The 26,298-nt window shown below is 62.0% G+C and carries 33 protein-coding genes and 1 other RNA gene; 14 read left to right on the plus strand and 20 right to left on the minus strand.

Annotated features, from left to right (window positions below; all coding sequences use genetic code 11):
* Positions 1–72: 72 nt before the first annotated feature.
* From NKK47_RS00800 to NKK47_RS00810, 3 genes are all read left to right on the plus strand, one after another.
* Positions 73–333, plus strand: coding sequence for a DUF2312 domain-containing protein (locus tag NKK47_RS00800; RefSeq protein WP_023719653.1), 261 nt, complete (start codon positions 73–75; stop codon positions 331–333).
* Between the two features lie 61 nt (positions 334–394).
* Complete coding sequence (locus NKK47_RS00805; protein WP_352574668.1) at positions 395–835, plus strand: hypothetical protein; 441 nt, start codon at positions 395–397, stop codon at positions 833–835.
* A gap of 66 nt (positions 836–901) precedes the next feature.
* Positions 902–1,216 carry a hypothetical protein gene (locus NKK47_RS00810; protein WP_352574670.1) on the plus strand — a complete coding sequence of 105 codons (315 nt, stop codon included), beginning with the start codon at positions 902–904 and terminating at the stop codon, positions 1,214–1,216.
* A 3-nt stretch (positions 1,217–1,219) separates the two neighbouring features.
* Here the strand turns inward: NKK47_RS00810 and msrB are convergent, their stop codons facing one another.
* The 5 genes from msrB to NKK47_RS00835 form a co-directional block, all read right to left on the minus strand.
* A complete protein-coding gene (gene msrB, locus NKK47_RS00815; RefSeq protein WP_352489224.1) occupies positions 1,220–1,624 on the minus strand; it encodes a peptide-methionine (R)-S-oxide reductase MsrB in 405 nt (134 codons plus the stop codon).
* Positions 1,625–1,733: 109 nt separating this feature from the next.
* Complete coding sequence (locus tag NKK47_RS00820) at positions 1,734–2,555, minus strand: MBL fold metallo-hydrolase (RefSeq protein ID WP_352574673.1); 822 nt, start codon at positions 2,553–2,555, stop codon at positions 1,734–1,736.
* The gene (locus tag NKK47_RS00825) at positions 2,556–3,746 is read right to left on the minus strand and encodes a vWA domain-containing protein (RefSeq protein ID WP_352574675.1); all 1,191 of its coding nucleotides are present in this window, start codon (positions 3,744–3,746) and stop codon (positions 2,556–2,558) included.
* Positions 3,747–3,754: 8 nt separating this feature from the next.
* The gene (locus NKK47_RS00830; RefSeq protein WP_352454922.1) at positions 3,755–4,201 is read right to left on the minus strand and encodes a GNAT family N-acetyltransferase; all 447 of its coding nucleotides are present in this window, start codon (positions 4,199–4,201) and stop codon (positions 3,755–3,757) included.
* Between the two features lie 117 nt (positions 4,202–4,318).
* On the minus strand, positions 4,319–5,158 hold the full coding sequence (locus NKK47_RS00835) for an AAA family ATPase (protein WP_352574677.1): 840 nt from the start codon (positions 5,156–5,158) through the stop codon (positions 4,319–4,321).
* A 176-nt stretch (positions 5,159–5,334) separates the two neighbouring features.
* On the opposite strand from NKK47_RS00835, the gene ssrS reads away from it, so the two are divergent.
* The 4 genes from ssrS (at position 5,335) to NKK47_RS00855 (ending at position 7,960) form a co-directional block, all read left to right on the plus strand.
* Positions 5,335–5,490, plus strand: a non-coding RNA gene (gene ssrS / locus NKK47_RS00840) — 6S RNA.
* A 141-nt stretch (positions 5,491–5,631) separates the two neighbouring features.
* On the plus strand, positions 5,632–6,219 hold the full coding sequence (locus NKK47_RS00845) for a 5-formyltetrahydrofolate cyclo-ligase (protein WP_023678037.1): 588 nt from the start codon (positions 5,632–5,634) through the stop codon (positions 6,217–6,219).
* 81 nt (positions 6,220–6,300) lie between these two features.
* Entirely contained in the window at positions 6,301–7,125 is an 825-nt protein-coding gene (locus tag NKK47_RS00850; RefSeq protein ID WP_023678036.1) for a TIGR00282 family metallophosphoesterase, read from the plus strand.
* 70 nt (positions 7,126–7,195) lie between these two features.
* Positions 7,196–7,960, plus strand: a complete 765-nt coding sequence (locus NKK47_RS00855; RefSeq protein WP_352574679.1) for a TerC family protein — start codon at positions 7,196–7,198, stop codon at positions 7,958–7,960.
* Between the two features lie 21 nt (positions 7,961–7,981).
* On the opposite strand, the gene NKK47_RS00860 is transcribed toward NKK47_RS00855, so the two are convergent.
* The 4 genes from NKK47_RS00860 to NKK47_RS00875 are packed head-to-tail and all read right to left on the minus strand — an operon-like array spanning position 7,982 to position 9,801.
* On the minus strand, positions 7,982–8,449 hold the full coding sequence (locus NKK47_RS00860) for an SRPBCC family protein (protein WP_352574681.1): 468 nt from the start codon (positions 8,447–8,449) through the stop codon (positions 7,982–7,984).
* Between the two features lie 30 nt (positions 8,450–8,479).
* Complete coding sequence (locus NKK47_RS00865; RefSeq protein ID WP_023678033.1) at positions 8,480–8,842, minus strand: VOC family protein; 363 nt, start codon at positions 8,840–8,842, stop codon at positions 8,480–8,482.
* 55 nt (positions 8,843–8,897) lie between these two features.
* Positions 8,898–9,290 carry a VOC family protein gene (locus NKK47_RS00870; protein ID WP_352574682.1) on the minus strand — a complete coding sequence of 131 codons (393 nt, stop codon included), beginning with the start codon at positions 9,288–9,290 and terminating at the stop codon, positions 8,898–8,900.
* Between the two features lie 28 nt (positions 9,291–9,318).
* Positions 9,319–9,801, minus strand: coding sequence for an SRPBCC domain-containing protein (locus NKK47_RS00875; RefSeq protein ID WP_352574684.1), 483 nt, complete (start codon positions 9,799–9,801; stop codon positions 9,319–9,321).
* Positions 9,802–9,852: 51 nt separating this feature from the next.
* On the opposite strand from NKK47_RS00875, the gene NKK47_RS00880 reads away from it, so the two are divergent.
* The 4 genes from NKK47_RS00880 (at position 9,853) to NKK47_RS00895 (ending at position 12,329) form a co-directional block, all read left to right on the plus strand.
* Complete coding sequence (locus NKK47_RS00880) at positions 9,853–10,176, plus strand: ArsR/SmtB family transcription factor (RefSeq protein WP_023678030.1); 324 nt, start codon at positions 9,853–9,855, stop codon at positions 10,174–10,176.
* Positions 10,177–10,413: 237 nt separating this feature from the next.
* Positions 10,414–11,163: a YebC/PmpR family DNA-binding transcriptional regulator gene (locus tag NKK47_RS00885; RefSeq protein WP_023678028.1), complete on the plus strand. Its 750-nt coding sequence runs from the start codon at positions 10,414–10,416 to the stop codon at positions 11,161–11,163.
* 66 nt (positions 11,164–11,229) lie between these two features.
* Positions 11,230–12,024: an RDD family protein gene (locus NKK47_RS00890; protein ID WP_352574686.1), complete on the plus strand. Its 795-nt coding sequence runs from the start codon at positions 11,230–11,232 to the stop codon at positions 12,022–12,024.
* Entirely contained in the window at positions 12,021–12,329 is a 309-nt protein-coding gene (locus NKK47_RS00895) for an Rdx family protein (protein WP_352574687.1), read from the plus strand. The genes NKK47_RS00890 and NKK47_RS00895 overlap by 4 nt, the downstream gene beginning before the upstream one ends.
* A 26-nt stretch (positions 12,330–12,355) precedes the next feature.
* Here NKK47_RS00895 and NKK47_RS00900 read toward each other — a convergent pair whose 3' ends face one another.
* Together NKK47_RS00900 and NKK47_RS00905 are read right to left on the minus strand one after the other, a co-directional pair.
* A complete protein-coding gene (locus NKK47_RS00900) occupies positions 12,356–12,835 on the minus strand; it encodes an anthrone oxygenase family protein (protein WP_352574689.1) in 480 nt (159 codons plus the stop codon).
* 1 nt (position 12,836) lies between these two features.
* The gene (locus tag NKK47_RS00905) at positions 12,837–13,670 is read right to left on the minus strand and encodes a Rossmann-fold NAD(P)-binding domain-containing protein (protein WP_352574691.1); all 834 of its coding nucleotides are present in this window, start codon (positions 13,668–13,670) and stop codon (positions 12,837–12,839) included.
* A gap of 112 nt (positions 13,671–13,782) precedes the next feature.
* Here NKK47_RS00905 and NKK47_RS00910 point away from each other — a divergent pair, with 112 nt between their 5' ends.
* Positions 13,783–14,424: a TetR/AcrR family transcriptional regulator gene (locus tag NKK47_RS00910; protein ID WP_352574693.1), complete on the plus strand. Its 642-nt coding sequence runs from the start codon at positions 13,783–13,785 to the stop codon at positions 14,422–14,424.
* Between the two features lie 69 nt (positions 14,425–14,493).
* Here the strand turns inward: NKK47_RS00910 and rpmE are convergent, their stop codons facing one another.
* Positions 14,494–14,715, minus strand: a complete 222-nt coding sequence (gene rpmE, locus NKK47_RS00915) for a 50S ribosomal protein L31 (RefSeq protein WP_006327661.1) — start codon at positions 14,713–14,715, stop codon at positions 14,494–14,496.
* A gap of 203 nt (positions 14,716–14,918) precedes the next feature.
* On the opposite strand from rpmE, the gene NKK47_RS00920 reads away from it, so the two are divergent.
* Complete coding sequence (locus NKK47_RS00920) at positions 14,919–16,721, plus strand: ABC transporter transmembrane domain-containing protein (RefSeq protein WP_352574695.1); 1,803 nt, start codon at positions 14,919–14,921, stop codon at positions 16,719–16,721.
* A 118-nt stretch (positions 16,722–16,839) separates the two neighbouring features.
* On the opposite strand, the gene NKK47_RS00925 is transcribed toward NKK47_RS00920, so the two are convergent.
* Positions 16,840–18,867 carry a DUF3857 domain-containing protein gene (locus tag NKK47_RS00925; protein WP_352574697.1) on the minus strand — a complete coding sequence of 676 codons (2,028 nt, stop codon included), beginning with the start codon at positions 18,865–18,867 and terminating at the stop codon, positions 16,840–16,842.
* 206 nt (positions 18,868–19,073) lie between these two features.
* Positions 19,074–20,558 carry a carboxypeptidase M32 gene (locus NKK47_RS00930; protein ID WP_352574699.1) on the minus strand — a complete coding sequence of 495 codons (1,485 nt, stop codon included), beginning with the start codon at positions 20,556–20,558 and terminating at the stop codon, positions 19,074–19,076.
* A gap of 182 nt (positions 20,559–20,740) precedes the next feature.
* Here NKK47_RS00930 and NKK47_RS00935 point away from each other — a divergent pair, with 182 nt between their 5' ends.
* Positions 20,741–21,091, plus strand: coding sequence for a DUF1304 domain-containing protein (locus NKK47_RS00935; RefSeq protein ID WP_352569583.1), 351 nt, complete (start codon positions 20,741–20,743; stop codon positions 21,089–21,091).
* Between the two features lie 79 nt (positions 21,092–21,170).
* Here NKK47_RS00935 and NKK47_RS00940 read toward each other — a convergent pair whose 3' ends face one another.
* From NKK47_RS00940 to efp, 6 genes are all read right to left on the minus strand, one after another.
* Positions 21,171–21,569 carry a hypothetical protein gene (locus NKK47_RS00940; RefSeq protein ID WP_352569584.1) on the minus strand — a complete coding sequence of 133 codons (399 nt, stop codon included), beginning with the start codon at positions 21,567–21,569 and terminating at the stop codon, positions 21,171–21,173.
* Positions 21,570–21,844: 275 nt separating this feature from the next.
* Positions 21,845–22,876, minus strand: coding sequence for a peptidoglycan -binding protein (locus NKK47_RS00945; protein ID WP_023678020.1), 1,032 nt, complete (start codon positions 22,874–22,876; stop codon positions 21,845–21,847).
* 1 nt (position 22,877) lies between these two features.
* Entirely contained in the window at positions 22,878–23,903 is a 1,026-nt protein-coding gene (locus tag NKK47_RS00950) for a MotA/TolQ/ExbB proton channel family protein (RefSeq protein ID WP_023678019.1), read from the minus strand.
* A gap of 115 nt (positions 23,904–24,018) precedes the next feature.
* Positions 24,019–24,726, minus strand: coding sequence for a PAQR family membrane homeostasis protein TrhA (gene trhA, locus NKK47_RS00955; RefSeq protein ID WP_352569585.1), 708 nt, complete (start codon positions 24,724–24,726; stop codon positions 24,019–24,021).
* A gap of 99 nt (positions 24,727–24,825) precedes the next feature.
* Entirely contained in the window at positions 24,826–25,626 is an 801-nt protein-coding gene (locus NKK47_RS00960) for an inositol monophosphatase family protein (protein WP_023678017.1), read from the minus strand.
* A gap of 80 nt (positions 25,627–25,706) precedes the next feature.
* A complete protein-coding gene (gene efp, locus NKK47_RS00965) occupies positions 25,707–26,273 on the minus strand; it encodes an elongation factor P (protein WP_023678016.1) in 567 nt (188 codons plus the stop codon).
* Positions 26,274–26,298: the final 25 nt, after the last annotated feature.

The raw sequence follows: 26,298 nt of genomic DNA on the forward strand, positions 1-26,298 counted from the left end.
GCATCGAACCGCTGCAATTCGCCGCTCGGGTCACCCCGAGTCGCGGTGAGAAAACGACGCGGAGAGAAGACTATGGCCGACGACATCACCGAGACCAGCCAGACTGTTGCCGCCGGCCAGCTGCGCGCCTTCATCGAACGCATCGAGCGGCTCGAGGAAGAGAAAAAGACGATTGCCGACGACATCAAGGAAGTGTTCGCCGAGGCCAAGGGCACCGGCTTCGACACCAAGGCGATGCGGTCGATCATCCGGCTGCGCAAGAAGGACCAGGCCGAGCGGCAGGAAGAGGAATCCATTCTCGATCTGTACAAGGCCGCGCTCGGCATGGTGTGAAGGCCGGCCTCGGCGCCGGAGACGATCGCGGGAGAAGCGGTTCTGACCATGGATTCCAGCCATGAGCGAATTCGATTTTGGCGGCCGCCGCGCCTCTGAATTCCGCCAACGCAGCTTCTGGACGCTGTTCGCGGAACGGCATCCGGATGAAAGGGCTCTGCTGGCGAGGCGCGGACCGTGGTTCTGGCAGCGTGGGCTGCCCGATTTCGCATTGGTCCTTTCCATGTATGTCGCGCCTGCGCAGAATCATGTCGGCGTCTTCTTCGGCCGCAACGAGAAGTTCGGTGCCACGCAAGCCTGGTCGCGGTTGAAGCCGTTCCAGCCGGCCATCGAAGACAGGCTGAAGCTCAGGCCAGAACAAAGTTGCGACGGCCTCGGCATCAATTCGATGTGGCGGGTGAATTGTTTTGCCGAAGACAATTGGCCGGCGATGACCGACTGGCTGGTGACGGAAGCCTCGCGTTTCGAGCGCGCGATTGCCGAAGTTCTGGGTCAGGAATAAAGCAGGGTTTCCAGACGCAATCCTTAGAATCGCTCTGGTGAGCAGAGCGAGGGAGCCGGTCGATCGATGACGATCATGTCGCGCGTTGCCGCCTTCTTCCGCTCACGCTGGCTGAGCATGGTGCCGCTCGATCGGCTGTTCTGGCGCGATCTGGTTGTTGTCGGCACAGCGATCAACGTCGCGTCGTCGGTGGCGGCACTCATTCTGCTCGGGCTGAAGCTGCCGCTTGCGCTCGTCCTGGCGGTGCATTTCGCGCCGGTGCCCTACAATATCTTCCTGACCTTTGCCGTTTGGCGAACTGCCGGAAAATCGAGTGGCACCAAGGCCTCGCTGATGACGCTTGGCGCCACGTTGTGGCTGATCCTGGTGGTCGTGGCCTGACGATCAGGCGGCCGGCTCGAATTTGAGCGCCACGCCGTTGATGCAATAGCGCAGGCCGGTCGGCGGCGGGCCGTCGTCGAAGACATGGCCGAGATGGCTGCCGCAGCGAGCGCAATGGCATTCGGTGCGGACCATGCCGTAGCTGCGGTCGACGGTGGTCTCGACCGAGCCCGGCACCGGATCGTTGAAGCTTGGCCAACCGGTGCCGCTCTCGAATTTCAGCTTGGATTCAAACAAGGGCTGGTCGCAGCCGACACAGGAAAAGGTGCCGGCGCGCTTCTCGTGCAGCAGGGCGCAGCTTCCCGGCCGCTCGGTGCCGTGGTTGCGCATCACCGCATATTGCTCAGGCGTCAGCCGGGCGCGCCATTCGGCATCGGTACGGGTGACGGGGTAGGTGTGGCTGTCCATTTTTTCCTCTTAGCTTATGTCGCTATTTGGGTTGCCTTCCCAACTTCGCCTGAAATAGGCATTTGCTACGGCGTTTGCTCGTATTTCCTATCCTGCTGCGACGAATTCCTCAGGCGATGGCCGCGAGATAGCGCGCAACCGATGCTGAAAATGCCGCCTTTGCATCTCCGATGACGTTCTGGTTCCACCATGCGCCGTAGATATGGTCGAACGTGAAAGGCTCCAGCGCGGCCTTGATGCCGAGCACTTTCGTCGCGTTGAGCGGGATATAGTTCGGATAGCTGTACATAAAGCTGACATGCCGGCGAGTCGGCGTCACCTGCAGGATGTCGCCGGCCAGCATCGCATTGCCGCCGTCGTGCTTCCAGTGCAGCACCTGGCCACCGGCAAAGTGGCCGCCGCAGCGGATGAGCGTCAGCGACGGGTTTATGGCGCGCGTCTCGCCTTCCCAGCTGATGATTGCCGGATGCGGCCGCATGATCCACTGACGATCATCGGCGTGCAGATAAATCGGCACGCCGCCAAACGCCGCGCTCCATTCGACCATTGCCGAATAATAATGGCAGTGCGAAATGGCGATGGCGGCCAGGCCGCCCCGGCGGTTGATCTCCGCCACCGCCTCGTCGCTTACCATTGAGATGCAGTCCCACAGCACATTGCCGTGCGGCGTTTGCGCCAGCAATGCGCGCTGGCCGATAGCGAAGCGCGGCTCGATGCCGAAGGCGAGCACGCCGGCATCATCCTTGATCACGAGCCGATGCCCGGCGGCGAGCTCTTCCGGCGTGGTCCAGGCCTGGCCCTCCCAGCGCACATATTGCCGCTCGTCCTCGCAGATCGGGCAATGTCGCGGCGGCGTCGCTGTCGCCGCGAACTGGACACCGCATTGCAGGCAAAGGAAACAGGTCGACCGTCCTGTTTTGCGTGGATCCATTCAGTGCTTCCTTGAAAGTTGCTTCGTCGCGGCTTCGAGGCCGGCGAGCGTCAGCGGAAACATGCGGCCGCCAAAGATATCGCGGATCATGGCAATCGAATGGGTATAGCCCCAGTTCTTCGCGTCTTCCGGATTGAGCCAAATGGCGTTCGGCCATTGCTGCAGCAGCCTGTCGAGCCAGACGGCACCGGCCTCCTTGTTCCAATGCTCGACCGAGCCGCCGGGTTGGGCGATCTCATAGGGGCTCATCGAGGCGTCGCCGACGACGATCACCTTGTAGTCGGGGCCATATTTATGGAGGAGATCGAAGGTCGGAATCACCTCGGCATGGCGGCGGCGATTGTCCTTCCACACGCCTTCGTAGAGGCAGTTGTGGAAGTAGAAATATTCGAGCTGGCGGAATTCGGCGCGGGCGGCCGAAAACAGCTCCTCGACGCTCCTGACATGGTCGTCCATCGAGCCGCCGACATCGAAGAACATCAGCAGCTTCACGGCATTGCGACGTTCGGGTTGTGTCTTAACGTCAAGATAACCGTGCTCGGCGGTGGCGTGGATGGTGCCGGGCAGGTCGAATTCCTCTTCGGCGCCTTCGCGCATCCAGCGGCGCAAGCGCTTCAGCGCGACCTTGATGTTGCGGGTGCCGAGTTCGACGGCATCGTCGAAATTCCTGAACTCGCGCCTGTCCCAGACTTTTACCGCGCGGCGGTTGCGGCTCTCGTGCTGGCCGATGCGCACGCCTTCGGGATTGTAGCCATAGGCGCCGAAGGGCGAGGTGCCGCCGGTGCCGATCCATTTCGAACCGCCCTGATGCCGGCCCTTCTGCTCCTCCAACCGCTTCTTCAGCGTCTCCATCAGCTTTCCGAAGCCGCCCAGCGCCTCGATCAGCTTCTTCTCCTCGTCGGAGAGGTGCTTTTCAGCGAGCCTCCGCAGCCATTCCTCCGGGATGTTTGCGACATCGACCGCGTTTTCGCCGGCCTGCGCCTCGACACCTTTGAAGATGTGCGAAAAGACCTGGTCGAAGCGGTCGATGTGGCGCTCGTCCTTCACCAGAGCGGCGCGGGCGAGATAGTAAAAGCCCTCGACATCATAGTCGACCAGCCCGGCCTCCAGCCCCTCCAGCAGCGACAGATATTCGCGGAGCGAGACCGGAACCCGCGCTGCCTTCAGTTCGAGGAAGAAGGGGATGAACATCTCACCGTCTACAGCAGATCATATTCGATGAAGCCGGTCCTGCGCGCCACGTGGTCGTAGAGCTTGCGTGCGGTGGTGTTGGTCTCGTGGGTCATCCAGTAGACGTTCTTGACACCGATCTTGCCGGCTTCCTGTTTGACCGCTTCGATCAGGGCGGCGCCGACGCCCTTGCCGCGCACATCGGGGTCGGCGAACAGGTCCTGCAGATAACAGTTGTTTATCTGCGACCAGCAGGAGCGGTGGTAGAGATAGTGCGTCAGGCCGACGGCCTTGCCGTCGAGGGCGGCGATGAAACCCTTCGGCTCGAACTCACCCGCCGTGAACAGCCGCTTCCAGGTGACGGCGTAAACCTCTTCCGGCAGCTTGGTTTCGTAGAAGGTGAGATAGGCGGTCCAAAGACGCCGCCAATCGGCGTGGTCGGATTGCACAAGCGGGCGGACGGTGATCTCGGTCATTTCGTTTCCCTCTGAAGTCGGCAACCTGAAGCTGCCTCCGTGCCCGGCTGGAGGCAACGGTCCAGCACCGGGAAAGCGCTGTCCGGTGACTTCGTGGGCTTCCGGCCGACCGGCCCCTCACCCCTGCCGTCTCGCCATGAAAGCCAGGCGCTCGAACAGATGCACGTCCTGTTCGTTCTTCAGCAAGGCGCCGTGCAGTTTCGGCAGCGCGTTCTTCGGGTCGGCGCGCAGGTCTTCGGGCGCGATGTCGTCGGCGACCAGCAGGCGGATCCAGTCGAGTGCCTCGGAGGTCGACGGCTTCTTCTTGAGGCCCGGCACGTCACGGATTTCATAGAATTGCGTGAGTGCGGCGCGCACCAGGTTCTGCTTGATGCCGGGATAGTGCACGTCGACAATTTTGTGCAGCGTCTCGACGTCGGGAAAGCGGATGTAGTGGAAGAAGCAGCGGCGCAGGAAGGCGTCCGGCAGCTCTTTTTCGTTGTTGGAGGTGATGATGACGATCGGCCGGACGGTGGCGCGGATGGTCTCGCCGGTCTCGTAGACGAAGAACTCCATCCGGTCCAGTTCCTGCAACAGATCGTTGGGGAACTCGATATCGGCCTTGTCGATCTCGTCGATCAGAAGCACGACTTTCTTGCCGGCAGCAAAGGCGTCCCACAGCTTGCCGCGCTTGATGTAATTGCGGATGTCGTTGAAGCGCTCGTCGCCGAGCTGGCTGTCGCGCAGCCGCGAGACGGCATCATATTCATAGAGGCCCTGCTGCGCCGGCGTGGTCGACTTGACGTGCCATTCGATCAGATCCAGGCCGAGCGCCGCCGCCATCTGGCGGGCAAGTTCGGTCTTGCCGGTACCGGGCTCGCCCTTGACCAGCAACGGCCGCTCCAGCGCGATCGCCGCGTTGACCGCCACCATCAGATCCTTGTCGGCAACATAGGCTGCCGTGCCTTCGAAACGCATTTTTGCTCCCGGGTTCATCGCGCGACCCTAAGGACGCGGCCTTCGCTGTGCAAGGCGCTGCTGGCAAAGCGGGGATCTTGCCGGCGCGACCCTCGTCGAGCGGTTCTGCGTCGATTTAAGACTCGAAACATGTCGTCTCTCTGGCGCTTGGTCTGCCGTCTGCCTATATTGGCGGAGACGGTCTGCGCTTCCCGGCAGGAGAACATTTTCCCCGGGGCCTTAATGATCCCTAGGGAGCTGTCCCTGGGAAGACCCGTGGGTTTTCTCATACGGCGCCCACCTACTTTGTAGGTTCCCGGGATCGCTCTCTCCACCGGTTGTGTGGATCGTCACCTATCGAAAAGGCCATGTCTGGCGGATCTTGTCGTCGCGCCGCTTTGTGCGGTGCTCTCACGAACGAAAAGTTCGCCCCGCTCCTCCAAAACGTCGCTCGTAAAACTCCATCCAAATCTGACCTTTTCTAACGTCGGCGCATGACATCCCCAAAAGACCTGAAAAAAAATCTCCGCAACCAAGCCCTCGGGCGCCGCGACGCGCTCGATCCTTTCTGGCGGGTGGAGGCAGCACTCGAAATGGCCGAGACGGCGCGCGACCGGATCACCGTCGCGCCGGGCCAGATCGTCTCAGGCTTCTGGCCGATGCGCTCGGAAGTCGACGTCCGGCCGCTGATGTTTGCCTTGCGCGAAAAGGGGGCAAGGCTCTGCCTGCCGGCCATTCTCGACAAAACCATCATCGTCTTTCGCGAACTGGTGCGCGGCGCGCCGATGGTCGACATGGGCTTCGGCACCGTCGGGCCACACGAGGAAGCCGAGGTGCTCGATCCCCAGCTGATGCTGGTGCCGCTTGCCGCCTTCGATGCGCGCGGCCACCGCATCGGCTATGGCGCCGGCTATTACGACCGGGCGATCGCGCGGCTGGTCGACAAGGGGCAGCAGCCGCGGCTGATCGGCATTGCCTTCGACTGCCAGGAGGTGGCCGTGGTGCCTGACGAGCCGCATGACGTGATCATTCCGGAAATACTCACCGAGAGCGGGTTGCGTCGCTTCGCGCCGAAATTGTAGATAAGTTCCTGGACGCATGGTCTTTTCCGAAAATCATGCAGCTTGTTGCTTCGCTGACCTTCGGTTCGGGATCACGCTTATATGAGACTTCTCTTTCTCGGCGACATGGTCGGCAAGACAGGACGTACGGCGGTGTGGGAACAACTGCCTGGCCTGATCTCGGATTTCAAGCTCGACTTCGTCATCGTCAATGGCGAGAACGCCGCCGGCGGCTTCGGCATCACCGAGGAAATTTTTCGCGAGACGATCTCGGCCGGCGCCGATGTCGTCACCACCGGCAACCATGTCTGGGACCAGCGCGATGCGCTGATTTTCGCGCCGCGCGAAGAGCGCTTCCTGCGTCCGTCTAATTTCCCCAAGGGTACGCCGGGGCGCGGCTCAGGCGTCTACATCGCCAGGAACGGCGCGCGCGTGCTGGTCGCCAACATCATGGGCCGGGTGTTCATGCATCCCGAGCTCGACGATCCGTTCCAGGCCGGCGAGCGCGAACTTGCCGCTTGCCCGCTTGGCGAGCAGGCCGATGCGATCGTCATCGATTTCCATGCCGAGGCGACCTCGGAAAAAATGTGCTTCGCTCATTTCGTCGACGGCCGTGCCAGCCTTGTTGTCGGCACCCATACGCATCAGCCGACCGGCGATCACCAGATCCTCAATGGCGGCACCGGTTATATTTCCGATGCCGGCATGTGCGGCGATTACGATTCCTCGCTCGGCATGGACAAGGAGGAGCCGCTCAACCGGTTCTTGTCCAAGGTGCCGAAAGGCCGCTTCGAGGCGTCGACCGGACCGGCGACATTGTGCGGCGTCGGCGTCGACATTTCCGACCGTAGCGGCCTGACCGAACGGATCGCGCCGTTTCGCCGCGGCCCGCGGCTGGAGGAAACGGCTCCATCCTTCTGGTCGTGACATTGATATAGACGCTTGCAATACCCAATTGCCGGCGAAACTGCTCTAGATCGTAGAGGGGACGACCTCCATGCAGCAAGTCGAATTCCTGGCGCCGCATTTCGCCTTTGTCTCCGACCCGACGGCATGGGTCGCGCTGCTGACGCTGATCGTGCTGGAGGTCGTGCTCGGCATCGATAATCTGATCTTCATCTCGATCCTGACCAACAAATTGCCGGTAGCGCAGCGGGCCCGCGCCCGGCGGCTCGGCATCTCGGCCGCGCTGGTGATGCGGCTGATCCTACTGGCCACCATCTCAATCATCGTCCAACTGACGACGCCGATATTCACCGCCTTCGGCCACGGCTTTTCATGGCGCGACCTGATCCTGATCGCCGGCGGCCTGTTTCTCGTCTGGAAGGCGACCAAGGAGATCCACCACACGGTCGATCTCGATGATCACCAGGACACCATGATGGGCGAGACGCTGCAGCTTTCGCTGGCCGGCGCGATTTTCCAGATATTGCTGCTCGACCTCGTCTTCTCGATCGACTCGATCATCACCGCCGTCGGCATGACCGACGAAATCGCGATCATGTACATCGCGGTGATCGTGGCGGTGAGCGTGATGATGCTGGCGGCCGGGCCGCTGGCCGACTTTATCGCCAGGAACCCCAGCATCGTCATGCTGGCCCTCGGCTTCCTGCTGATGATCGGCATGACGCTGATCGCCGACGGCATGGGTTACCACGTGCCGAAAGGCTACATCTACGCCGCCATGGGCTTTTCGGCACTGGTCGAAGGGCTCAACATGCTGGCGCGGCGGCGGAAGAAGGCAAAAGGCGGCGGGCACTGAGGATGGCCCACCGCGGCTGACCTAATTCCCCGGCACACCCTTCGGATGGCGGTCGCCGATCAGGCCGAGCATCACGCCTTGCTCCAGCCACGCCTTGGCGCCGGCGAGCACCAGCGCAAAACCGCCGGTCGAGCCGATCGCCTGCTTGACCTGCTCATCGGGGCTGCCGACAAAGCCGAAATTGCGGACCTCGACAAAGGTCGTGCCGCCCGGCATCTCGGCGAAAGTCCACACTACCGTGGTCGGCGGATCGCTCCATTGCATGACGATCTTCTTGTTATCGACGATCTCACTGACATTGACCGTCGTCGAGACGCCATACATGCGCCATTCCCAACTGATTTCCTTGCCGCTGTCCAACTTGTCGCTGCCATGGGTGAACCAGAATTTCGTCGTGATCGCCGGATCGACGAAGGCTTCGAATACGTCGGCGACCGGCCGCCTTATCAGCATGCCGGCTTCGGCGGTCGGTGTTTCACGGATTTTCATAGCGTCCTCCTTTCCACGGCGCCGCCCTGTTCACCAGGCATCGGGTTCGCGCACGAGGTGAATGATGTTGGCCGGATTGGTGATCCAGCCGCCGCGAAAGCCTTCACCCAGTGCCTCAATGGCATCGCAGCGCACGACGCCGGCCTCGGCGAGATGCTCCGCAGCGGCCGGAAAATCATCGGTGAACAGTTCCAGCCAGATCTCGGCCTGGCTCATCATCGGCGCCTCGTCGATCCACAGCCGATTGGGACCGAGTTCGAACCCGACGGCCGGCGATTTGGCCGTGAATGGCTTCAGGCCGATGACGTCGCGATAGAAGGCGATCGTTGCCTGGTATTGATGCGGCGGGACTTTCATCGCGATGTTGATGCCGCCGGTGATCTTCGCGGTCATTTGCTGACTCCATTGCCGTGTTCAGGTTCGATTGGCCGGTTCGGTCCAGAACTCGCTATGCCAAATTGATTTGCCAGGAGACTCCGAACCTGTCGTTGAGCCATGCAAACCGGCGGCTGAAACCATAATTGTCCAGCGCCATCAGAAATTTGCCGTCCTTGGCCAGAGCCTCGACAATGCCGTTCAGCTCTGCCTCCGTGGAGCAATTCACATACAGCGAGACCGATGGCGTGAACGTGAAGACATGGTGCACGGGGCTGTTGTAGACCATCACTTCCAGACCGCTTATGGACACGCGCGCCAGCTTGACCGTTCCTTCCGGGCCGTCTTCGCCGGAGCCGTAACGTGTGACGTCAAGGACGCTGCTGTCGGGGATCGTCTCGCAATAGAAGGTCATTGCCTCTTCGGCCTTGCCCTCGAACATCAGAAATGGCGTCACTTGCTTCATCGCAGGCCTCCGTCATCTTGGTGGCTTTTCAGATGTTGTTCTCGTTGGCCGGCTCGCCCTTCATCTCGCTGCGGTAATAGCCGTCGCGCAGATTGATGCCGTATTCGACATAGGCCTTCATGCAGGCCAGCATCTGCGACCAGCCCTCGCAATTGAGGTAGGATTTCTTCAGGCCGACCGCGTTCTCGTGCCAGCCGGTTTCGGCGATGGTGACGAAGGTGCCGCCATCGTCGAGCGGCTCGAAATTCATCTCGATGCGGGTCTTGTAGGCTGGCTTGCCGTCGGCGTCGGTGGCATCCCAGCGCAGCACGATGCGGCTGTCTTTCTTCACCTCGTCGACCTCGACGGGAACCTTGCCCCACCAGATGACGGTGGCGCCCGCCACCAGCAGTGCGCTGGCGCCGCCGATCGTGGTGAAGTAGCCGCTAAGTTTCTTCGGATTGACGACCGCATCGAAGACTTCGGCGACGGGTTTGCCGATGCGGCCAGAAACCCTGAATCCAAGAGACATATCCACAGCTCCTTCCTTGAATGGCTCAAGGATATGTTATAGATATATAACATGTCAAGCCAATCGCGAGACGACAATGTTTTCAAGGCGCTGGCGCATCCGCGCCGGCGTGCGTTGCTGGACCGGCTGAAGGATGCGCCGCAGACCACCGGCATGTTGTGCGATGCCTTCCCCGACATGGACCGCTGCACGGTCATGCTGCACCTGAAGGTGCTGGAGGAGGCCGACCTGGTCGTGGCGCGGCGCGAGGGGCGCGAACGCTGGAACCATCTCAACGCGCTGCCGATCAAGCACATCCACGACCGCTGGATCAGTCAATATGCCACGCACGCGATCAGCATCCTCGACCGGCTGAAATCCGATCTTGAGGGATGAAAGGTTTGCCGAAGCCTGCCGATTTTCGGATCTTGAAAGCCTTGCGTGCCGGCAGCAATGGCGCGGCTGGACGAATTGAGCCGATTTATCTATAAGCCGGCCATTCCGACAGCGAGCGCCGTCCGTCCGTCAGGGACGCAGCAGGACGTTCTGAAATTTTGAATTCGAGCATTTTGCAAGATGCCGGGTGGTTCACCAGGCGGCAGATGCTCTAGCCGAGAAGATGACAGGGGTGCCATGGCTGGCCATTCACAGTTCAAGAACATCATGCACCGCAAGGGCCGCCAGGATGCGGTGCGGTCGAAGATGTTTTCCAAGCTGGCGCGCGAAATCACCGTCGCCGCCAAGAGCGGCACGCCCGATCCATCGATGAACCCGCGCCTGCGCCTTGCGGTGCAGAACGCCAAGGCGGTGTCGATGCCGAAGGACAATATCCAGCGCGCCATCAACAAGGCGTCGATGGGCGATGCCGAGACCTACGAAGCCGTGCGCTACGAGGGTTACGGGCCAGGCGGCGTCGCGCTGATCGTCGAGGCGCTGACCGACAACCGCAACCGCTCGGCGTCGAATGTGCGCGCTGCCTTCACCAAGGCGGGCGGGGCGATGGGCGAGACCGGCTCGGTATCGTTCATGTGGGACCGCGTCGGCGAGATCTACTATCCGGCATCGGCCGGCAGCGCCGAGAAGGTGATGGACGCGGCGATCGAAGCCGGTGCCGACGACGTCCAGTCGGACGAGGAAGGCCACACGATCTACTGCGCTTTCGAGAATCTTGGCGAAGTGTCGAAGGCGCTGGAAGGCGCGCTCGGCGAGGCTGAATCGGTGAAGCCGATCTGGAAGCCGCAGACCAATATCGCGGTCGACGAGGAGCGGGCACAATCGCTGATGAAGCTGGTTGCGACGCTCGAGGACGACGACGACGTGCAAAGCGTCTACGCCAATTTCGAGGTCGACGAGGAGACCTTGGCAAAGCTCAGCGCGGCGTAAGTTCAGAACGCCGCGCACCGATCACGTATCTTTCTTCTAGAGCTGTCAGTTACTGATGGGGGACGGATGACTGACACTGACGAGGCTCGTTTTGCTGACGCGATGTCCTGGCCTCGCCGGGGTGACATATGGCGCCGGCTGTTCGCTTCGATCATCGACTATCTTATCGTCCTGATACCTCTTTACGCACTGGTAGCGGGTTTGTTTCTGCTGACTGACGGCGGAGTCAAAGGCAGCTTTTGGTTGAACTGGAGAATATGTCAGGCGGCTTCGTTAAACGGAGCAAGTGATCCATCACTTGCCCGTTACGATTGGCAGGTATGCAGAACGTCGCTGTTCGGTTTGACGGTCGCCGAATGGGCCCTGGGAACGGCTTCGGGCTCACAGTCTGAAGGAAATCCCTCCGTCTCATTTGATTTGGATTCGCAGGGCAATTTCCGACCGGCAGCATTGGATTTGGGTTTCCTCGAACTGGTCGTTCTCGCGTCTTATCTCCTTGTCATGGAGTTGACCTCTGGCCAGCCAATCGGCAAGCGGTTCGCGGCGCTCATAGTGCATGACCAGGATGACAAAAATAGAATCGGACTACCCGTACGAAAGGCTGTTCGGCGGCAGGGAATGAAATTTCTCGGCGCTTTGCCTATAATGGCCACAGGAGGGTGGTACGCTTTTCAAGCTTGGGGCAGCGCTCCTGGGGTCGCGCAGGACTTCTCCCAGCTGGAGATTGTCGGTGCATACGCTGCGTTAGTCTTAGTTATGGTCTGGCCGATCTGGATCGCAATATCCATAGCTCTTGGCAACGACCCGATACACGATCGATTTGCCGTAACCACAGTCCGCGCAGATGAGACCGAGACATGAGCGAACAGGCGCCCACCGTCCGCATCACCTATTGCACCCAGTGCCAGTGGCTGCTCCGGGCCGGCTGGATGGCGCAGGAACTGCTGTCCACCTTCGGCACCGATCTCGGCGAGGTGACGCTGGTGCCCGGCACCGGCGGCATCTTCACCATTTCCTGCAATGACACGCTGGTCTGGGACCGCAAGCGTGACGGCGGTTTTCCCGACGCCGCAAAGCTCAAGCAACTGGTTCGCGATGTCATCGATCCGGATCGCGATCTCGGCCATGCCGACCGCAAGGGCGATAAGTCAAAAGATCCTGCCTGAAGGCCTTTTACACTTCCGTCCTGCATTCACCGCCACGCGAAGATGAAGCAGCCCAGCGCCACGATGGCGGTGATGGTGCGGACATGGTTCCACATCACCCAGTCCTTGAGATAGGTGGCCCACACGGCGGCGCCGTTGGCGCTTGCCGGATCGACCGCAGCCAGGGCGTTGTTGAGCGGCACGTTGAACATCATCGTCACGATCGGAGTGCCGACGACATAGATCAGGGCGCCGGCGAGAAGCCAGAACGAACCCGGTTGGCTCCAGCCGATAAGAGCGCTGGCGGCGAGGACAAGACAGATCAGCCCGGTGCCGAAAAGTGCGGTCATGAATGCCGGCGTAATCACGGTGATGTTGATCGAATTCATGGCGGCGATGCCGCCTCCGGCAGGCAAGCGGGCGAGCGCCGGCATGATAAAGTTGGAGAAGGCGAAGAAAACGCCGCCGACAACGCCTGAGCCAATGGCAGCGACGAAGGTGAGGGTGGGAAGCAGTTTCATGATCATGTCAGTTGCTCCAGATGCCGGTTGAGGCGGTTTCGGTTGCGTAGGCGGAAAAGTCCTTTGGGGCGCGGCCGAGCACGCGCTCGACGCCGTCGGTCAGCGACTCGTTGCGGCCGTCGAGGACTTCGGTGAACAGCTCGTTGAGCAGCCACGCGAACTCGGCCGGCAACTCATGCTCGGCGATGGCGGCGGTGAACTCGGCGTTTGAAATCCGCTTGAAACGAATGTCGCGGCCGGCGGCCCTGCCGATCTCGGCGACCGCGTCGGCGAAGCTCAGCAGCCGCGGCCCGGCCAACTCGTAGAGCTGGCCGATATGGCCCTGCCGGGTTAGTACGGCAAAGGCGGCCTCCGCGATATCGTCGGCATCGACGAATGGCTCACCGACATTGCCGACCGGCAACGCCACCTCGCCCTCCACCAAAGATTCGACGAGGAAGCCTTCACTGAAGTTCTGGGAAAACCAGGCGCAGCGCAGGATCGTCCAATCGGCGCATGTGGCTTTCAGCATCTCTTCGGCACGTTGCGCTTCCGTTTCGCCGCGCCCCGACAGCAGCACCAGCCGGCGCACACCACACTCCACAGCAAGACGAGAGAAGGCGCCGACCGTGTCGGCCGCGCCGGGCACCGCAAGATCAGGATAGTAGCTGATGTAGACGGCGCCGACACCATCAAGCGCGGGTTCCCAAGTGGCTTTGTTTTCCCAGTCGAAGGGTGGCGTGCCCGAGCGCGAGCCTATCCGTACCGGCAGGCCCCGCGCCGTCAGCCGCTCGGCGAGGCGACGGCCGGTCTTGCCGGTGCCGCCGAGGATCAAAGTTGGTTTCGTTATAGTAGGGTTCATGTCGATTTTCCTCAGTTTGAAAATGTGAGTAATCCTCACATTTGCAAAACGTGATAAACGCTCGTATTTTGCGAGTCAAGCCAATTTGTTGATTGTTCGTCTGGAGACAGTGATGGAAGGCTCTGCCGTATCGGATTCACAGGACGGCCAGATCGCATCGCCGCGCCGGGCGCCGAGCCAGCAGCGCAGCCGCGAGCGGGTCGAGCGCATGCTGGCTGCCGCCTCGGCGCTGATCGCCGAGCAAGGCAGCGACGCCATGCGCATGGGCGAGGTTGCGGAGAGGGCCGGCGTGTCGATCGGCTCGCTCTACCAGTTCTTCCCCGACAAGAGAGCGATCATCTGGGCACTGGCCGAACGTTATACCGCCGAAAGCCAGGCCTGCATTGCCGCGGCACTTGCCGACGTCAGTGACGCCGACGGCTTGCGCAAGGCGTTTTCGGAGTTGGTGGATATCTATTACCGGTTGTTCCTGGCGGAGCCGGTGATGCGCGACATCTGGTCGGGCACGCAGGCCGACAAGGCGTTGCGCGAACTCGAGCTTGCCGATAGCCGGGCCAACGCCGAATTCCTCACCACAGTGCTGAAGCGGCTGCGGCCGTCCGCCGATCCGGAAGCGCTCGAAACGACGGCGTTTCTCATCTGGCAACTGGGCGAGGCCACCATGCGGCTGGCGATCTCGGTCGGGCGGCAAGAAGGCGACAGGCTGGTCGCAGCCTACAAGCGCATGGCCCTGCGCGAGTTGCTCGGCGAGTAGGGCCGTATTTTCGCAACAAAAAACCCGCCACGAAGGCGGGTTTCTCGATCTGCGAAACGCCAATGCGGCTTAGAGGCCGAAACCTTCGAAACGCTTCTTGAACTTCGACAGGCGGCCGCCGCGGTCGAGCAGGGTCTGCTGGCCGCCGGTCCAGGCCGGATGGGTGGTCGGGTCGATGTCGAGGTTCATCGTATCGCCTTCCTTGCCCCAGGTCGAACGGGTCATGTACTCGGTGCCGTCGGTCATGACGACCTTGATGGTGTGGTAGTCGGGATGGATATCGGTCTTCATGGGTCTGTTCCTGGCTGCCGGGTGCTGCCGACGGGCTAAAGCCTGCGTCGATGCGCCCCTTTTTAAAACTCGAAGCCGCAGCTATTGAGGAGCCACGGCTTCTAAAACGGTCGGCGAGCCTATACATCAGCCGGAATTGAATCACAAGGCCGCGGCAAGCGCATATTGATGGCGCAAACCCCAAAGGGCCAAAGGAAACGGTCATGGCGAACATCAGCGGCGATGCAGACGAGCGCAGGCGCTCGCTGAGGCCGCTGCAGCGCCTGTTTCCCTACATCACGCATTACCGCAAAATGGTCATCGGCGCGATCGTCTCACTGGCCGTCGCGGCGGCGACGACGCTGGCGCTGCCGCTGGCCGTGCGGCGGATGATCGACCACGGTTTTTCCGCTTCCGATTCCAGCTTCATTGCCGAATATTTCGCCATGCTGGTGGTGATGGCCGCCGTTCTGGCGGCGGCGTCGGCCAGCCGCTACTATTTCGTCATCACGCTCGGCGAGCGCGTCGTTGCCGATATCCGCCGCGATGTCTTTGCCCACGTCACCACGCTGTCGCCATCCTTTTTCGACACGGCCCAGTCGGGCGAGATCGTCTCGCGGCTCGCCGCCGACACGACACAGGTCAAATCGGCCGTCGGTGCCACCGCCTCGGTGGCTTTGCGCAACGTCATCCTCGGCCTTGGCGCCGTGGCGATGATGGTCTTCACCAGCCCAAAACTGTCCGGCCTGGTCATCGCGGCCATTCCGCTAATCGTGCTGCCGCTGGTCGCCTTCGGCCGCTCGGTGCGGCGCAAGTCACGGCTGGCGCAGGATACGCTGGCCAATGCCACCGCCTACGCCAGCGAGCAGATCGGCGCGGTGCGCACCCTGCAGGCCTTCACCAACGAGAAGCTTGTCACCGGGTATTTTTCATCCGCCGTGGAAGCAGCGTTCGAAGCGGCGCGGGCCTCGATCTTTGCCCGCTCCTTTCTCACCTTCTTCGCCATCTTCATGATCTTTTCGTCAGTCGTGGCGGTGCTGTGGTTCGGTTCGCGCGACGTGCTCGACGGCACGCTGTCGCCGGGCACGCTCGGTCAATTCCTGCTCTATTCGGTGTTCGCCGCCGGCGCGCTCGGCGCCCTGTCGGAGGTCTGGGGCGAACTGTCCCAGGCAGCGGGCGCTGCCGAACGGCTGACCGAGATTCTGGCCGAGAAACCCGCGATCCAGGCGCCCGCCGATCCGAAGCCGCTGCCGGCAAAGGCGAGAGGCGCGATCAGTTTCGACGATGTCTCCTTCTCCTATCCGGCCCGGCCCGACCGCGCCGCCGTCCATGGCCTGAGCTTTCAGATCAAACCCGGTGAGACGGTGGCGATCGTCGGGCCATCCGGCGCCGGCAAGAGCACGGTGTTTTCGCTGCTTCTGCGCTTCTACGATCCGGAGGCCGGCAGGATCGTCATCGACGGGGTCGATCTGCGCGAGGCCGATCCGGCCGCGATCCGCGCGCGCATCGCCATCGTGCCGCAGGACGTCACCATCTTTGCCGCAAGCGCGCGCGACAATATCGGCTTTGGCCGGCCTGGCGCCAGCCAGGCCGAGATCGAGGCGGCGGCGAAGGACGCGCTGGCCGACGAGTTCATCCTGAAACTCGAAAAGGGCTATGACAGCCAGGTCGGCGAGCGCGGCGTGACGCTGTCGGGCGGCCAGCGCCAGCGCGTGGCGATCGCCCGCGCCATTTTGCGCGATGCGCCCATCCTGCTGCTCGACGAGGCGACCTCGGCGCTAGATGCCGAAAGCGAGACGCTGGTGCAGACGGCGCTGGACCGGCTGATGAAGGGCCGCACCACGATCGTCATCGCCCATCGGCTGGCAACCGTGCTGAAGGCCGATCGCATCCTGGTCATGGATGGCGGCCGCATCGTCGAGGAAGGCACGCATCAGAGCCTGGTCGCCAAGGGCGGCATCTATGCGCGGCTGGCCAAGCTGCAGTTCGATACCGGGGCGAATGCTTTCAGGGGCGCGGCCGAGTAGCATCGCTCCATCCCGATGAAATCGGGATGAGGCTCCATCTTCTTGTTTGACCATGATCTTTTCCGAAAACCGGCATCCACTTTTCGGGATCATGGTCCCCAGCGGCCGCCGAGATTCTTCAGCTACCGAAAGCTCGGCGTTTGCCGCGTCGATAGGCGATGAACAGGGGAACGCCGACAAGCAACGACAACAAAAGCATGCTGGCGACGGTCTGTCGCTGCTCCTTTGCCGGATCGCTGAGCTGCACATCGGCAGGCGGCTCTTCATAGGTAAAATCGTACTGCCAGCGAATTTGGTCTGCGACGTCATCGACGGTTTTCAGATAATCGGCAATCGCCTTGGCCGGTACTTCAGTCGCCAGCGTCTGAAAGTTCCATTCAACTTGAAATTCGGTGGGCGTGTTGGACCAGGACGCCTTGAGAGACAGATAGGGCGTCACGACGTTTTTCATCGACTCGCCGGAAAACCTCGCCTTGAGGTTGCGCACGGTCACCTTGTGGCGGCGGTAGAACTGGGGGCCGAGGGAGACGGGCCCGGTTCGGTCGACGATTGTCGGGGTTGGAAGAGAGTTGTTGCCGAGATCGGCCGCGCGGATCGGGAAATTCTTTGCCAGATCGTTGGCCGTCAGCGCCTCCGCTGGCAAGCGATAACTTTCCTTCACGCTCACTATGTTGCCGTCGCGGCGATCCACGATTTCCGGCTTGGCGATGGTTTGGATGCCCGGATATTGCTTGTTGTAGTATTTCAGGTAGGCGTCCGACACCTCGCTCAGCGACCGGCTGGCGAAATTGCCGCGCATCCAATCGGCATCGGCGTCCTCATATGTCGAGAAGACCGTCAGCACGAGGGGATCGCCCGGTTTCCGCGGAAAGTCGAATTCCTCGGCGATCTGGATCGACGGGCTGGTAAGCAGAGGGCTCGGCATCTTCTCCAACCCGCCGGTGCTGGAAAGCGGCAGCGCGAAGCCGTAGTCGGGCTGTGCGAGATTGTGCGCCCTGCCGCCCTGAAGATAGTTCGTGGCGTCCAGCCAATATGTCTTTGCTCCGATCCTTGCCTTGACGATGGCATGGTCGAAATCGCGGAGCGCCGGCAGATGCTGGTCCAGGGCCCGTCCCTCGTCGAGATCGGCCAAGGCGATCTCGGCAGCAATGCCAAGCCGCACAAGCGACGAAACCAGCAGCAGGGCCTTGTCCTTGCAGTCACCGAACCCGCTCAGGATGACCGTCGCGGGATCACGCGGAACGTAGGAACCGGCACCCATCGACAGGCTTACATAGCGGATCTGGTCCTGCACCAACCGCATTGCCTCGACCATCCGGTCTTCGGGCACCGGATACCGCAGAGCGATGTCGTCGAGCTTTGCGGCAAAAGCCGAGGGAAAAACGGTCGCTGGCTTGTAATAGGGCGCAACGGCATCGACCACACTTTGCCAATTCGCGGTAGACGCGACATCGATGGAGCCCCAGCCTGGATAGGTCACGGGCAGGTTATCCTCGACATTGACCGGTTTCGGGTTTGGAATTTCCCATAGATAGGTGGTGTCCGGCCCAGTCGGGGAGATTGAAGGCTTGAGTCGGGTTCCCCTTGTCTTGATCTGGAGCGGCTGGCCCGAAGGCCAAATGATGCTTGTGCGGATAAGCGCTACCGGCTCTTCCCATTCGGTGGAGAAATTCTTGAAGAAAAGGCCCTTGCCGACCAGCGGTGTTACTTCGTAGGTCGACCCGTAATCGACGATGTCGCCGGCACGCACGTCATCGATGTTGACATGTGCTGTCAGCCAGCCGTCGAAGACGCCTTTCTCGGCGTCTCTTTCCCTGCGGAAGATGTCGAATTCGACGCCTTCCAGCCGGTCCAAAACGGCACCATCGCGGATGATGTGAAGATGGTTGAGCGTGACCTTGTGCCGGGACGGATCGAACTGCAGATCGATACTCGCGCCACGATCCAGGCCGGGACGGTCGACGATTTTATAGACGGTGCGCGAGTACTCGACATAGCCGCCGGCGCGATGCTTGATCTGATCGTCCGAGAGCAGCCATGAAACGCCATTCTTGATTTGATCCGATCGGGTGGGATCGGCAGCCGGAATATCAAGCTGCTTTACCCAGCTTTCTGCCGGACCCTTGAGAACCATGTCGTCGGACATGGCCGGAGAACTCAGGCCGATCAATAAGATGAAAAATACCAAGCGGGGCCAGAAAGACTTCATCCTATGAAAACTGTAACAGACAGACATCTACGCTCGCCCAACTTGGAAGAACTCCTTTTTCAGAGCCTTTCCCACCAAAGTAAAGGCCAGTTTCGCGGATTTCTGCAGTCACCGCGGCAAGAACCTGGAATAGACGAAGCGGCTCAGTTCCCGTACCGCTTCTTCAGATGGTCAGTGAAATGTGCGGCATCGAGCTTTTCGCCGGTAGCGCGTTCGAGCAGTTCCGGTGTCGACCAGCGCGAGCCTTGCGACCAGATCCTTTTGTGGCGCCAGTCGTTGATCGCGGCGAAATCTCCCTTGGCGAGGTCTTCGTCGGCTGAAGGATGATCCCTGGTCAGCGCCGCCCATTGCTGCGCCGCCATCATGGCGCCCAGCGTGTAGGAGGGGAAATAGCCGAAGGCGGCACCCGGCCAGTGGACGTCCTGCATCGGACCGTCAGCCGGATTGTCTGATGTCGACAGGCCGAGATAATCGCGCATCTTGGCATCCCAGGCTTCGGGCAGGTCGGCTGCTTCCAGCCGTCCCGAGACAAGCTCCTGCTCCAGCTCGTAGCGCAGGATGACGTGCAGCGGATAGGTGACCTCGTCGGCATCGACGCGGATCAGGCCGCGCTCGACCCGGTGTACATGCGGCAGGATGTCGTCGATCGTCCAGCTCTCGCCGAGGTGTCTTTCGACCACCGGCAGCGCCCAGCGCCAGAATTCTGGATTGCGGCCGATCTGCTTTTCGACGAACAGGCTCTGGCTTTCATGCACCGCCATGCCGCGCGCTCTGCCCAGAGGCCAATGCGCCCACGCCTTCGGCAGGTTCTGCTCGTACAGCGCATGGCCGGTCTCGTGCAGCACGCCCATCAGCGCCGACAGGAAATCCGAGGTCTTGTAGCGGGTGGTGATGCGCACGTCGCTCGGCACGCCGCCGCAGAAGGGATGGTGCGAAACCGATAGCGAGCCGTGGGTGAGGTCGAAGCCGACCGCCGCCATCATGGCGAGGCCAAGCTCGCGCTGCTTGTCCAAGGGGTATCTGCCGGAAAGCGGCTTCAGCGGATGTTTCGCCAGCCGCTCTTCCTGCACGGCCAGTGCCTCCGGCACGAAGCCTTTCAGGAAGGTCTTCAACTCGACAAACACAGGCGTGATGTCGGCGGCGCGATTGCCCGGGTCATATTGCTCCATCAGCGCGTCGTAAGGCTCGAGCCCGAGCACCTCGGCGCGAAGGGCCGCCTCCTCGCGGACCAGCGCCACGACGCCTTCGAGCGCCGGTAGGAAACCCGCCCAGTCGTTCTTGGCGCGCAGGTCGCGCCAGAGCTGCTCGGAGCGCATGCGCGCGGTCGTCTGGCGCTCGACGAACTCGACCGGCAGGCAGGTCAGGTTGGTGTATTGCCGGCGGAATTCCCTGACCGCGGCCTGCTGCTCTTCGTTCAGCGCCTCCTGCTCGGCCGCCGCGATCCAGTCGGCAATCTCCGGCGCAGTCGCCCGGGCATGGTGCATGCCCGCAAGCGCCGACATTGCCTCTGCGCGCTTCTCGCCGCCGCCGACCGCCATATGGGTCGCCTCGTCGGCGCCGAGGATGGCGAGGGCGTGTTCCAGCGCTTCGAGCTTGTGGCCGAGGTCGTCGAGTTTTTGAAAGGACATTGTGGGTTCCGCTGATTTGACGGCGGGAAAAGATACCAATGCAAAACTGTTGGCAACCCCGAAGCCGTCCGCGGTCGACGCATCGACTGCCAGCTGCAACGGCCGAAAAGCATCTTGTGGAAGCGGTGGCGTGCGTGATCAATGTCGTCCGGCGGCGGCAGACCGCGATGCGGAGACGAAACATGATCGCCAATGTGCTGGTCGGGCTGGTGGCCGTGATCCACCTCTGCATCGTCTATCTTGAGATGGTGCTGTGGGACACGCCGCGCGGCCATATGGTATTCAGGCTGACGCCGGAATTCGCCAGTGCCTCGAAAGTGCTTGCTGCCAATCAGGGGCTTTACAACGGCTTTCTCGCAGCCGGGCTGATCTGGGGGCTTTACTTCGGCGAAGCCGGTTTCCAGTTCAAAGTCTTCTTCTTGCTCTGCGTCGCCATCGCCGGCCTTTACGGCGCAGCGACGGCGGGCCGTAAAATCCTGTTCATCCAGACAGTGCCGGCAGTGCTGGCGCTGATTGCGCTGGCGTTGGGCTAGCGCATGATCCCTGAACCGAAAGCTGGAAAAGGATCATGCGCAAAATCAATTGCCACAGCGCCGGGCACTGCGGCCGATTTCAGCCGCCTGGATAAGTTGGGCCATAGCCGTTGGGATAGTATCCGCCATCGGCGCCGTTGCCGATGAGGAAGGCGCTGCCGGTGTCAGCGCGCAGCTTTTGGCTGACATCGTCGAGCTGCGCCATCAACTGCTGATATTGCGTGCTCGGCATCGTTCCACGGCGGGCGGCCCTCTGGGCGGCCCGATCGAGTTGAGCGACCTGCGTGCGCAAGTCGCGCGCCTCGCCCGGCTCTAGCTTGTTCGCCCGGATGGCGCCCTGGATACCCGTCTCCACGCTCTGGATCTGATTGATCAAGGCCGTCGCACGCGGGCCGGCGTAAGCGCCAGCAAACGGAACGGCGAGGAGCAGTGTGGCGAGCGTAGCAGTCCTGAGATTCCTGGGAGCGAAGAAGCGCATGGTTGCGTCTCCTTTACTGGGGAAGGCGGTGGTTGGGAGGGTCCTGCCTTCCGGCCGCGGGCCGTCAGGTTCCGTCGCGTCGCGATGAGCGGTTCCACCGCCGGCGGTTCTCGGCCCATGACCAAGGCTAAAAGGCCATGGCGGCAAAGTGTAATTAAAAAAAGGTAATTTTTTTCAGCTCTTGCCGCTGCCGCACCAGTGCCCTAAATGCCGCCGACTTGAGCCGGCTCGACCTGGCCCGACCTGGCGCATGATACAAGCCAAAGGCCTGCAGATCACCGCTCGGTCAGCTTCAACTCGATGCGGCGGTTCTTGTTGCGCGCCTCTTCGGTATCGGCGGGGTCGAGCGGCTGGAATTCGCCGAAGCCGGCCGCGACCAGCCGGTTGGCCGGCACGCCGTTCTCGATCAGGAACTTGACCACCGACGTCGAGCGCGCCGTCGACAATTCCCAATTGTCGCGGTAGCGGCCGGTGCCGGAGAGCGGCTTGTTGTCGGTGTGGCCGTCGACGCGCAGCACCCAGTTGATCTCCGGCGGGATTTCCTTTTGCAATTCGATGATGGCATCGGCGAGCTTCTTCATCTCGACCTTGCCGGCATCGTTGATCACCTCGGAGCCGGTCGGGAAAAGTACTTCCGACTGGAAGACGAAGCGGTCGCCGACGATGCGGATGTTCTCGCGGTCGGCAAGAATTTCACGTAAGCGGCCGAAGAAATCGGAGCGGTAGCGGTTTAGCTCCTGCACGCGTTGCGCCAGTGCGACGTTGAGGCGGCGGCCGAGATCGGCGATCTTGGTGTTGGATTCGCGGTCGCGCGTTTCGGACACGTCGAGCGCTTGTTCGAGCGCTGCGATCTGCCTGCGCAGCGCCGAAATCTGCTGGTTGAGGATCTCGACCTGGCTCAGCGCCTGCTGGCTGATCTGGCGCTGGCTGTCGAGCTCGCCGGAAAGTGCCGTCGCGCGCTGGTTGGCGGCATCGCCGGCACCGGCGCCTTGCGCCAGCAATTGCTCGAGCCGGCTCTTTTCCGCCTCCGACGCGGACAGCGACGCCTGCAAATTGGCAAGGGTGTCCTCCTTGTCCTGCGTCGTCGAGCGCTCCAGCGCCAGAAGCTGGGTCAACTCGTTGATCTGCGAGTTGAGGCGGTTGAGCACCGTGTCCTTGCCGGAGATCTCGCGGCCGAGCAGGAACTGCGCCAGCACGAAAACCGTGAGCAGGAACATGATCGCCAACAGCAGCGTCGACAGCGCATCGACGAAGCCCGGCCAGTAATCGATGCGGCGGTCGGAGCGCCGGCCTCGTGCCAACGCCACGTCAATGCACTCCAGGCTTCTTCAAGGCGTCGGCGATCTTCTCCAGGGTGTTGCGCATCGCCTTCTGCTCGTCGGACTGGGCCTCGACCCAGTCGCGCATGATCTGCTGCTCCGAGCGCATGTTCTTGACTAGGCCGGAAATGCCGTCGGCGAGATTGGCCATGGCGGTGGCCACGCGCGGATTGGAGCCGCCGCCATTCTCCTGCAGGGTGCGCAGCTTTTCCGACAACAGCCGGATTTCCTCGGAGGGTTCGGTCTTGGCCGCGTCGGCAACGACGATGTCGGAGGACAGGTCGGTGACCGAGGATAGCCAGTTTTCGAGTTCGGTATAGAAGCGCGTCTGGGCACGGCCGGCCTGCAGGTCGAGGAAGCCGAGCACCAGCGAGCCGGAGAGGCCGAACAGCGAGGACGAGAAGGCGGTGCCCATGCCGGCCAACGGAGCGGAAAGCCCCTGCTTCAGGGATTCGAGCACGGCCGCGGCATCGCCGGTGCCGGGATCGAGCGACTCGATGGTTTCGCGGATCGAGCCGATCGTGTTGAGCAGGCCCCAGAAGGTGCCGAGCAGGCCGAGGAACACCAGCAGTCCGACAAGGTAGCGCGACGTGTCGCGGCTTTCGTCGAGGCGGGTGGCGATCGAATCCAGCATGGTGCGCATCGAACTGGTCGAGAAAGCAATCGTCGAGGAGCGGCCGATCATCGCCTTCATCGGCGCCAGCAACACCGGTTCGGTGGTTTCGGAACCGGCGCGGAACGAGTTGACCCAGCGCACCTCGCGGAACAGCCGGCCGACCTGGACGAAGGCCAGCAGGATGCCGACCGCCAGCACGCCGATGATCAGGCCGTTGAGGCCGGGATTGGTGACGAAGGCGGTCGAGATCTGGCGGGTCAGGATGGCGGCGATGAAGGCCACGATGAACAGAAAGATCACCATGGTCAGCAGAAACACCTGCGGGCTCGACAATTTGTGCGGGTCGTAGATCAGAACGTCGGAGCGCCTGCCCATGCCGAAGGATCTGAGAAGAGTCATCCGTGCCCCGTTTCCGATGCCGTCGCCGCCGATCAATTTGTGTTTGCGACTCTAAACGGAATTGTGACGAAATTGAATGGCGCTTGGCAATATTGCCACTGTCCGCGACCGGAGGTCAAAGCCGGTTGATGACCAGGCAGTCGACCATGGCGGCCAGATGCAGGCCGGCGCCGGTGACGACAAAGCCATGCCACAGCGCATTGTGGAAACGCAGGCCCTTCCAGGCGAAGAAGATCACGCCACAGGAGTAGACGATGCCGCCGGCAACGATGAGCGCGATCGATGTCGCCGGCAGCGTCCGCACGAGCGGCTCCACCAGAACGATGCCGCTCCAGCCGATAGCCAGATAAAACACGATCGCCAGCCGGTCGAAACGGCCGGGAAGAAAGACCTTGATGGCGATGCCGACCGCCGCGGCGGTCCAGACCAGGACGATCATGGAAACGGCCTGCGGCGAGCCGCCGAGCTGGGCTAGGAAAGGCGTGTAGGTGGCAGCGATCAGCAGATAGATCGCGGCATGGTCGAAGCGCCGCAATATCCATTTTGCCGGCGACGACACCGGCCAGACATTGTAGGCCAGCGAAACCGACAGCACGGTGAGCAGCGAGACTACATAGAAGGCGGCGGCGACGTATTCGCCGGGGCCGGTTCGATAGGCGGCCAGTGCCAGCAGCGTCGAGCCGGCAGCGATCGCCAGCACGATGCCCACGGCGTGGACAATGCCGTCGGCGATGATCTCGGCGCGCGAGTAATGCCAGCGCCCCATAAAGGGAATGTCGAGCTGGGAGAGTTCGCTCTGGGGTTGGGGCCGGCTGTTCGTCATCGATGATCCTGCGCCACCTTATCTGGGCGGCCGCGGGACAGTATTTCAAGCTTTGGTTGCGGTTTTGCGACTGCGGCGGTTCAGCGCGGCGTGCCTGTATCAGCCGGCTGAGAGTGGCCTTTTGATAGTCTTCAACAGCGCGCGCTGGATGAGTTCGTTGCCGGCGACCAGTGAACCGGCGTTCAGCACATCCTGTCCCCCGGCGAAATCGGAGACGAAACCGCCCGCCTCGCGGATCAGCAAAATGCCGGCGGCGACATCCCAGGCCGACAGGCCGGTTTCCCAGAACCCGTCCATGCGGCCGGCGGCGACGTAGGCGAGATCGAGCGAGGCGGAGCCGAGACGGCGGACGCCAGAGACCTCGGCCATGACATTGCGCAATTCGATGAGGAAATTGCCGTGCTGGCCACGCCCGAGATGCGGCATGCCGCAGCCGATCACCGCATCGACCAGCTTGGTGCGGCCGGCGACGCGCAGCCGGCGGTCGTTCATGAAAGCGCCGCCGCCGCGCTCGGCGGTATAGAGCTCATCCATCGCCGGATTGTAGACGACGCCGGCGACGATCTGGCCCTGGCGCTCCAGCGCGATCGAAACGGCAAAGAGCGGAATGCCGTGCAGGAAATTGGTGGTGCCGTCGAGCGGGTCGACGATCCAGCGGTGCTGGCCGTCGTCGCCCTCGATCACGCCGCGTTCCTCCATCAGGAAGGCGTAGCCGGGCCGCGCCTTGGAGAGTTCGGCAAAGACGATGTCTTCGGCCTTGCGGTCGGCCTGGCTGACATAGTCGCCCGGCCCCTTCATCGAGACCTGCAGGTTCTGCACTTCGCCGAAGTCACGCGACAGCGAGCGGCCGGCCTTCATTGCGGCCTGGACCATGACATTGAGGATCGCGGAACGCGCCATTGCTGTTCTTCCTGTCGCTGCGCCTATTTGCCTTGACGCATCATCTTTCCAAAAAGTCTGCAACTCTTTGGGATCACGCCTTAGTCGGCGCGGCGCACGTAAGTGATTTCGTTGGTATCGACGATGATGCGCTCGCCCGAGCCGATGAACGGCGGCACCAGCACGCGGATGCCGTTTTCGAGTATCGCCGGCTTGTAGGACGAGGCTGCCGTCTGGCCCCTCACCACCGGGTCGGCCTCGGTGATGGTCAGCGTCACCTGGTCGGGCAGCGAAATGCCGATCGGCCTTTCGTCATAGAGCTGGACCGTCACCATCATGCCGTCCTGCAGGAAGGCGGCGCGATCGCCGACGAACTCCTTTTGCAATTCGAGCTGCTCGTAGCTTTCGGTGTCCATGAACACCAGCGCGTCCCCCTGCTCGTAGAGGAAAGAAAAATCCTTCAGATCGAGCCGGATCTGCTCGACCGTCTCGGCCGAACGGAAGCGCTCGTTGAGCTTGGTGCCGTTGATCAGGTTCTTGAGTTCGACCTGGTTGTAGGCGCCGCCCTTGCCGGGCTTGACGGTGTTGGTCCTGACCGCCACCCAAAGGCCGCCATCGTGCTCGATGACGTTGCCGGGACGGATTTCGTTGCCATTGATCTTGGCCATGGTGAGGTGATCCGGAAATGAGATG

This window comes from Mesorhizobium sp. M0019 (assembly GCF_040323975.1).
Lineage (GTDB): Bacteria > Pseudomonadota > Alphaproteobacteria > Rhizobiales > Rhizobiaceae > Mesorhizobium.